This is a genomic window from Oleiphilus sp. HI0128, assembly GCF_001635365.1.
Genome location: NZ_LWGG01000199.1, coordinates 1 through 8,664 on the forward strand (window position 1 = coordinate 1; position 8,664 = coordinate 8,664).

An 8,664-nucleotide genomic window follows, 5' to 3' on the forward strand; every position below is an offset into this window, starting at 1 on the left:
ATGTTATATATTCTTATGTTTCTGATAATGAGTAGTGGTTATCTTATTTCTACTGCTGACGGTCGAGGTGTAGGCGTGTTCGAGTTGTTTGATGTGCCAGCACTACCTTCTTTGATCGAGAACCAGGAAGATATAGCAGGCGAAATTCATTTTTATCTCGCCTGGACTTTGATTGTTTTGGTAATACTTCATGTGGCAGGTGCCTTAAAACACCATTTTATTGATAAAGATACAACCTTGGTCAAAATGTTACGGTCGGGGAAATAAGTCTCAAATCCAACTTAGGAGAATAATATGAAGAAGTTAATTTTATCTGGTCTATTGGCGCTTGGTACTCTTGGCCCAGTAGGTGTTGCGAATGCCGCTGATTATGCGATCGATGTAAAGGGCGCGCATGCATTTGTTTCCTTTAAGATAAAGCACTTGGGTTATAGCTGGCTTTTAGGGCGCTTTAATGAGTTTGACGGTAGTTTTTCTTATGATGCTGCAGCACCTGAAAAATCTTCAATTAATGTGACAATTCAAACTGATAGTATTGATTCCAATCATGCTGAACGTGATAAGCATTTAAAAAGTGATGACTTCCTAGATGTTAAGAAGTTTCCGCTTGCGACCTTTAAAAGTACGAACTTTAAGGCGATTGATGAAGATAGTGCGATAGTAACGGGGAATTTCGAGCTTCATGGGGTAAGTAAAAGTATTAGTTTCCCGGTTGAAAAGGTGGGTGAAGGGAAAGATCCTTGGGGTGGTTATCGAGCTGGGTTCACCGGTAAGACGAGCTTAAAGCTTGCTGATTACGGTATTACCCGTAACTTGGGCCCTGCTTCGACACACGTAGAAATTGAGCTGAACATCGAAGGTATTCGACAGTAGCCCCTAATTCAGGATAATTATTGTAACCGGCTAGTAAGTAATTACTCGCCGGTTTTTTCTTTAAATTCGCATAAGTCCTCAATTAAGCAGGCGCCGCATTTAGGTTTTCTGGCAACGCATGTGTAACGTCCGTGAAGAATAAGCCAGTGGTGAGCGTCTAATAAGAACTCTTTGGGAACAAATTTAAGAAGCTTCTTTTCAACTTCCAGTACATTCTTACCGGGTGCGATTTTTGTCCGATTGGACACTCTAAAAATATGCGTGTCGACGGCCATGGCAACTTGTTTAAATGCCGTGTTCAATACCACGTTTGCAGTTTTTCTTCCTACACCAGGCAAAGCCTCAAGCTCTTCTCTGGTTTGTGGGACCTCACTATTATGCTTATCTATCAGTATGTTGCATGTTTTAATGACGTTTTCTGCTTTTGCATTAAACAGGCCAATGGTTTTTATATAAGCCTTTAAGCCATCAAGGCCCAAGTCTCTAATTGTTTCGGGGGTATTGGCAATGGGAAACAGTTTATCGGTTGCTTTATTTACACCTTTGTCAGTTGCTTGGGCTGATAAGACGACAGCTATCAGTAACTCAAAAGGGGAGCTGTAGTTCAGCTCTGTCTCGGGGGATGGGTTTTCATTTCGTAAGCGTGTAAAAATTTCAGTGCGTTTGCTTTTATTCATAAGGTAGTAGCTAATATAGGCGGTAGGGAATGTTTACTTTTTGTGACTCTTTATGTATGAGGTTTGTATTTAAGATTTAATAGAGTATACTGCAGGCAGCCTAGAAAGCCCGGCTATTTTTTTATGTTCTGTGTTTAGACTTGCTAGTAATAGTGTTCAACCCGGTAAGCATAAGTTATATCCAGTTTTTCGGCGATTTTATGTTTTAGTTTTTTAGTCAGGATATGATTATGTCAGATAGAGTTACTGGTAAAGTTAAGTTTTTCAACGAATCTAAAGGTTTTGGTTTCATCGAGCAGGAAAATGGCCCAGACGTGTTTGTACACTTCAGCGCTATTCAATCTGATGGCTTCAAGACTCTTGCTGAAGGTCAGACTGTAGAATTTACAGTTGGTACTGGTCAGAAAGGTCCACAAGCTGAGAACGTTACTCCTATGTAATTTCTCTCGATGAGCATGCTACCCTCGTGGTATCAGCTTATTGAAAAAGAGCGCTTTTTAGCGCTCTTTTTTTTGCCTGTAAAAAATGCAGAGTGAGCAGTTCGCATGAGAGTGCTTGACGCCGAACTCCTAATAAACTCTTGGTTTAGCGTGAAATCGAGGGCTATGAGTGGTATCTTTTCGCTTTTATCGTGAAGGGAAGTAGGTATGAGCTCCAAACTGAGCGGCAAAAAGATATTACTTGGGATAACCGGCGGTATCGCAGCTTACAAATCTGCAGACCTGTGCAGGCAGCTCGTTAAGGCTGGCGCACAAGTACGTGTTGTGATGAGTAGGGGAGCTCAGCAATTTATTACCCCACTTAGCCTGCAGGCTTTGTCTGGTAACCCCGTCCAAACTGAACTGTTAGACTCCGATGCAGAAGCAGGAATGGGTCACATTGAACTGGCAAAATGGCCAGATCTTATCTTGGTTGCTCCAGCCACAGCTGACTTTTTAGCGAGATATGCTCAAGGTATGGCGGGCGACTTGCTTAATACTTTGCTGTTGGCTAGTACTGCTCAGGTATTCCTGGCGCCTGCAATGAATCAGGCTATGTGGTTGAACCCACTGACTCGGCGGAATATTTCTGAATTGACTAAAACTCTGGGGTCTGCAGTGACAATCCTGGGGCCAGCACAGGGAGAACAAGCCTGTGGGGATGTCGGTCCTGGCAGAATGTTAGAGCCCGCGGAGCTGTGTGAGTCGCTAGAGATATTAATTACTAAAGAACCATCTAGCTTATTGGCTGGGCGTAAGGTAGTGATCACTGCCGGACCAACACAGGAAGCGCTTGACCCGGTCCGCTATATTAGTAATCACAGCTCGGGGAAAATGGGCTATGCACTTGCTGAAAGTTGTGTTCGTGCAGGGGCAAAGGTTACCTTGGTTTCTGGCCCGACAAAACTTGACGCGCCCGATGGAGTTGAGCGTTTGAATGTATTGTCAGCAGTAGAAATGAGGGATACTGTTTTGGCACAGCTTGGCGGTTCAAATAATATTTTCATTGCGTGTGCAGCGGTGGCGGACTACAGGCCTCAGACGATACAAACAAAGAAAATAAAGAAGAAGCCTGATGAAGGCGAGTCGATGACTATTACCTTAGAGCAAAATCCGGATATTGTAGCGACAGTTTCCTCATTAAAGTCACGTCCTTTTACCGTTGGTTTTGCTGCAGAAACACATGATGTGTTGGATTATGCCAGAGACAAACTTAAGCGTAAGAACTTGGATATGATTATAGCGAATGATGTATCCAAGCCCGAGATAGGCTTTAACAGTGATCAGAATGAGGCATGGATAATTACTGCGCAAGATGAAAAGGCTTGCGCTAAGCAGTCCAAAGCCTCTTTAGCTGAAGAAATAGTAAAGGATATAGCAAAAAAAATGGATGGAAGCGCTTCTTAGCGAAACTCGCATATACAAAGCGAAAGAAGCATCTAAACTTATGTCGACAGTAAATAAATATTGAGAAGATCTGATAATGACGCGACAAACACTACAGGTAAAAATCTTGGATGAACGCTTGGGTTCAGAAATCCCCATGCCAGAATACGCAACTCAAGGCTCTGCTGGAATAGATTTAAGGGCTTGCTTAGATAAAAGCATAGAGCTGGCTCCTGGTGAAACCGTTTTGTTACCTACAGGGTTGTCTATTTATATCGAAGATCCGAATCTGGCTGCGATGATATTACCGCGATCCGGACTTGGGCATAAACATGGTATTGTTTTGGGCAACTTGGTAGGCCTGATCGACTCAGATTACCAAGGGCAGTTAATGGTTTCTTGCTGGAACCGGGGGAACTCAAACTTTGTTATTGAGGTTGGTGAACGCATTGCGCAGTTAGTGCTTGTGCCGGTTGTTCAGGCGCAATTTGAGGTTGTTGAAGAATTTACGGAAAGTGCTCGCGGTGAGGGCGGTTTTGGTTCGACTGGCAGAGCATAGTAACAATAGAGTGAGAGCTTGAGCATGTTCAAAAAGAAAGATACGGTTGTCAAAGATAGCACTAAAGAAGAGGCGGCAGCCAAGAAGCCTGCGAAGAAAGTCAAATCTTCAAAGAAAACAAAAGTAGGAAAAAGCCTGGTATCGTGGATATACCAACCGGCCTTACTTGTGTTGATAGGCTTGACTGTATCGTATTTTTTAATTGACCAGTTCTCGCTACGTCAAAATGAAATTGCATTTAATGCAGAGGTAGATCAACAGCGTCTAGACTCTCTGGCTCAAAGTTTTAATGCTTACATAGATGCGAAAAAGCGAAGTGTAGCCAATATATCTTTACAAGATTCTGGCGAAGAAGGCTTATCAAGTCGTCAACTTAAGAGCTTTTGGGCAGAGCTTGATGCTGTTTATCAGGTGCCTAGTTCCAAGCTAGAAAGTTTGCGACAAAATAACCCAGCGCTTTCTTTTGCCAGTATCGACTTGCTGAGGCGTTCGCTAAAGAAAGAGAGCTTATTAATAGAACCCTTCTTTAACGAAGGTGTTTGGTATATTCAGTTTGCAAGCCCTGTAAAACAACGTGAATCACAAGCGTTGTCTGGTGATATTATGCTGGCTATATTTCAGTTGAATATCATCGAGTCAACTCTCAAGCAGAGTGAGGCGGCAAGTGCTGGTGAGGTGGCTTTGGCATCTCAGTCCGGGCGAGCGATCTTATCCTTTGGAAAAGGCAACTCGGCAAATAAACTAAAGAGTGCTACCAGTGTGCCTGGCGTCACAATTACCTACGCTCCTGATGCTAGAAAGTCCTTACAGATTGACCGAATAATGGTGATGATTATTTTGCTTGGGGTAGGTGTTGTGCTAATTCTTGGGCTAGTGTTAATCGCTCGGATGAACATGCTAAGTGTTCGTAAAGATATTCTTCAAGTTAGTCAAATGGCAGCTGGGCTTGCTTCGGGTGGCAAAACTGGGCGTGCCTCCTTCTCCTTTGGAGAGTTCACAGCAATGTCGTCAGCTGTATCTGAACACATAAAGCACTTATCCGCGAGTGCGAAGAAGTCTGTGCAACAGACCGCTAATAAGCCAAAAGAAGAGCAGTCTAAAAAAACAGCTCCTGTTTCGAATGACGTAGAAGATGATGCGCCTCTGTTTGATGATGATTTGCTTGATTTGGATGTGTTAAATGATGCAGAAGGCTCTGGAGCGCTTGGTGATACAGATGATATGGTTTCGGAAGTGCAAGGTCTGGATATAGATATTCCCCAGACTATTTTCCGCGCCTATGATATCCGGGGTGTGGTTGACGAAACCTTAAACGAAGGGCTTGTAGAGTTAATAGGTAAAGCTATTGCAAGTGAGGCGCTTCTTCAAGGGCAAAACGCGATATGCGTCGGGTTTGATGGTCGTTATTCTAGCGTACCGTACTCGGATTCATTGATCCGCGGGATCTTGAGTACCGGCCTGGATGTCGTCAATGTTGGGCAGGTTCCCACGCCGGTTTTATATTTCTCTACGCACCACTTTAAAACAGGAAGTGGTGTGATGATTACAGGCAGTCATAATCCAGCTAATTATAACGGCCTTAAGATCATGCTTGATGGTAAAACCTTGGCTGGCGATGATATTCAAAAGCTCTACAACCGTATCTTGTTGCAGGACTTTGAGCATGGAGAAGGTTCATGTACAGATAGCGATGTGACCCAAGAGTACATGGACACAATTCTAAATGATATTGCTGTTGCTGCGCCTTTAAAAGTTGTATTGGATGCGGGTAACGGCGTGGGCGGGAAGGTTGCGCCACAACTAATTGAAGAACTTGGTTGTGAAGTTATTCCATTGCATTGTGAGGTTGATGGTAGTTTTCCTAATCATCACCCTGACCCTAGTAACCCAGACAATCTCAGAGACTTGATTGCCGCAGTGCAAGAGCATGATGCGGATATCGGTTTAGCCTTCGACGGCGATGCAGATCGTTTGGGCGTTGTAACCAATACAGGTAAGATTATTTGGCCTGATCGTTTGTTGATGTTGTTCGCCAAAGACGTTGTCTCCCGTAACCCGGGAGCAGATATCTTATTTGATGTTAAATGCTCTCGACGCCTTAATGGTTTGATTAGCAGTTATGGCGGTCGCCCGGTAATGTGGAAGAGCGGACACTCTTATATGAAAGCTAAAATGAGAGAAACCGGGGCATTACTTGCTGGTGAAATGAGTGGTCATGTATTCTTCAAAGAGCGTTGGTTTGGCTTCGATGACGGTCTCTATGCTGCCGCTCGTTTATTAGAAGTCTTGGGTATTGAAGATCGCTCTTCTGAAGAAGTATTTGCCGATTTTCCTGAAGACTTAAGTACGCCTGAGATAAATATCAGTGTGACAGATGAGTCTAAATTTATGATCGTTGAAAGTCTGTGTGCTTTGAAAGACCAGTTTGTTGGTGGAAATATTTCCACGATAGATGGTTTACGAGTCGAATACCCAAATGCCTGGGGTTTATGTCGTGCATCCAATACCACTCCCGTATTGGTTCTGAGGTTCGAGGCTGATAATGAGGCAGCTTTAGAAGAAGTGAAGTCGATATTTAGGACGCAGCTTCAGATAGTCGATCCATCAATTGAATGTAATTTTTAGGTCAACCATTCTGACCTTTATTGTTTGTTAGGAAAAATATGAGTTTAACAAGAGAATCTGCTGGCCAGGTGGCTTCAGTATTAAGCAAAGCACTGCCTTATATTCAGCGCTTTTCAGGTAAAACCTTGGTGATTAAGTATGGTGGCAACGCCATGGAGAACGAAGACTTAAAGAACAGCTTTGCAAGAGATGTTGTGTTGATGAAGTTGGTGGGCATCAATCCGATTGTTGTGCATGGGGGCGGCCCCCAAATAGGTGACTTGCTTGAGCGTTTGAATATTGAAAGCCACTTCGTTGATGGTATGCGTGTCACCGATAGCCAGACGATGGATGTGGTCGAGATGGTCTTGGGCGGAAAAGTGAATAAGGAAATTGTTGCTCTTATTAACAGCAATGGAGGTAAGGCAATAGGTCTTACAGGGAAGGATGCAAACCTGATCAAGGCAACTAAACTTCATGTCGATAAAATAACTCCAGAAGTTGATCGACCAGAAATTATAGATTACGGTCATGTTGGTCAGGTCAAGTCGGTCGATACCTCGGTTATTGATATGATGACCAAAAGTGATGTGATACCCGTTATTGCACCGATCGGAGTCGGTGAAGATGGGATGTCTTATAATATCAATGCTGACTTGGTTGCTGGAAAAGTAGCTGAGGCGGTAGCAGCAGAAAAACTTATTCTACTGACAAATATTTCTGGTCTGCAGGATAAATCGGGAGAGGTGTTAACAGGTTTATCAACTGCTCAGGTCGATGAGTTGATTGCTGATGGAACGATATACGGCGGTATGTTGCCGAAAATTAAGTGCGCTTTAGAGGCTGTGAAAAACGGAGTAAAGAGTTCGCACATTATTGACGGTCGAGTTAGCCACTCAACACTTTTGGAAATCTTTACAGATGAAGGTGTTGGAACGCTGATTACTAATGACTAGTACTTAGTGTGCTGAGCGGTCAGTAATTATGGCCGCTTGATTGTTTTAAATAAGCGTACTTGATGACTCTTTGCTGTCAGAACCTACATTTGAACCGCCCACAACTTTATTCTTTCCTGAACGTTTTGCCTCGTGCATGAACTTATCAGCTTTACGAATTAGCTGCTCTGCACTCTCTCCATACTTGTATACGGCGACACCGATCGAAGCTGTGACAGTTCCTAGTTCAATCTTTTCTGCGCTGTCTGATAAAGTTTGTTTCGATAAGCGCTCACGAATATTCTCAGCGACAATGTAAGCTCCTTCGCAGGCCGTTTCAGGCAGTAGAATTGCGAATTGTTCGCCAGCAAACCGAGCAACCGAGTCGCAGCCCTTAATGTTGTTTTTTAAGAGTGTCGCGACAAAACGAAGAACTTTGTCGCCAATTGTATGACCAAATTGTTCATTAAAACGCTTGAAATCATCCAGGTCGATTAACAGTAGGCATAATGGTTTCTTCTCGGCTTTGCTGGAAGAAATAAAGTTTTCTATCTCCATATCAAAGGCACGGCGATTGTTCACCTTTGTGAGGGAATCTGTTGTTGCTTCAGAGTTAAGCTTTGATACTTCGGCCCTGAGTTTTTTCATTTCAAGCGCCATGCTTTCAAGGGAAGTTTGCATACTCTGTGTAGCGCTTTCACGCTTCTTGGTTTCATCTAGCAGATGGCTAATGAGTGACTTTATATCACTGATGTCACTGGCACCTTCCATTTTCTCAGAAAACGACGATAAGGTCTGCGCGTAATCAGTTAGTCCGTGACCCTCCTTATTAACTTTGTTGAGAAAGTTATGAATAATTTCTTTAACACTATTGCTCAGCTTATTGACTGCAGCTTCGTGGGCGTCTGAAATATATTTCTCATAGAGTGATTGAAGGGTTTCCGTGGTATAGCTTGTCTTCTTAGCATCCAGTTCTTGAATTGCTTTGCTAAGTTCCGGGTTGTCACCCACGACGAACTCATACCAAATCGCATAATTATTAGGCGTAGTAGCGATATTTCGTTTGTTCATTTCCGGCAGCGTTTTTTTCAGAAGGTCTACTGCTCTGGATACATCATCTGAGTGCTTCATGGTAAGGGTCTAACTTCGAC

General features: G+C 43.4%; 9 protein-coding genes. 7 read left to right on the top strand and 2 right to left on the bottom strand.

The features are described 5' to 3' along the window. Together A3763_RS02550 and A3763_RS02555 are read left to right on the top strand one after the other, a co-directional pair. A partial coding sequence (locus A3763_RS02550) for a cytochrome b (protein WP_068759862.1) occupies window positions 1-267 on the top strand: 267 nt, incomplete at its 5' end. Window positions 268-294: 27 nt separating this feature from the next. Then, window positions 295-873, top strand: a complete 579-nt coding sequence (locus A3763_RS02555) for a YceI family protein (RefSeq protein WP_068554554.1) — start codon at window positions 295-297, stop codon at window positions 871-873. 41 nt (window positions 874-914) lie between these two features. Here A3763_RS02555 and nth read toward each other — a convergent pair whose 3' ends face one another. Beyond that, complete coding sequence (nth, locus tag A3763_RS02560) at window positions 915-1,550, bottom strand: endonuclease III (RefSeq protein ID WP_068512591.1); 636 nt, start codon at window positions 1,548-1,550, stop codon at window positions 915-917. Window positions 1,551-1,780: 230 nt separating this feature from the next. Between nth and A3763_RS02565 the strand changes: the two genes are divergently transcribed. From A3763_RS02565 to argB, 5 genes are all read left to right on the top strand, one after another. Continuing rightward, complete coding sequence (locus A3763_RS02565; RefSeq protein ID WP_068512589.1) at window positions 1,781-1,990, top strand: cold-shock protein; 210 nt, start codon at window positions 1,781-1,783, stop codon at window positions 1,988-1,990. Between the two features lie 207 nt (window positions 1,991-2,197). Beyond that, window positions 2,198-3,436 (top strand): bifunctional phosphopantothenoylcysteine decarboxylase/phosphopantothenate--cysteine ligase CoaBC, encoded by a 1,239-nt coding sequence (gene coaBC, locus A3763_RS02570; RefSeq protein WP_068512586.1) that lies wholly within the window; start codon window positions 2,198-2,200, stop codon window positions 3,434-3,436. Between the two features lie 76 nt (window positions 3,437-3,512). Next, window positions 3,513-3,974, top strand: a complete 462-nt coding sequence (gene dut, locus A3763_RS02575) for a dUTP diphosphatase (RefSeq protein ID WP_068512582.1) — start codon at window positions 3,513-3,515, stop codon at window positions 3,972-3,974. 24 nt (window positions 3,975-3,998) lie between these two features. Then, window positions 3,999-6,599: a phosphomannomutase/phosphoglucomutase gene (locus A3763_RS29935; protein ID WP_082865411.1), complete on the top strand. Its 2,601-nt coding sequence runs from the start codon at window positions 3,999-4,001 to the stop codon at window positions 6,597-6,599. Window positions 6,600-6,637: 38 nt separating this feature from the next. Continuing rightward, complete coding sequence (gene argB, locus A3763_RS02585) at window positions 6,638-7,534, top strand: acetylglutamate kinase (protein WP_068512576.1); 897 nt, start codon at window positions 6,638-6,640, stop codon at window positions 7,532-7,534. A gap of 45 nt (window positions 7,535-7,579) precedes the next feature. Here the strand turns inward: argB and A3763_RS02590 are convergent, their stop codons facing one another. Then, entirely contained in the window at window positions 7,580-8,644 is a 1,065-nt protein-coding gene (locus A3763_RS02590) for a GGDEF domain-containing protein (protein WP_068554556.1), read from the bottom strand. Window positions 8,645-8,664 lie beyond the last annotated feature (20 nt).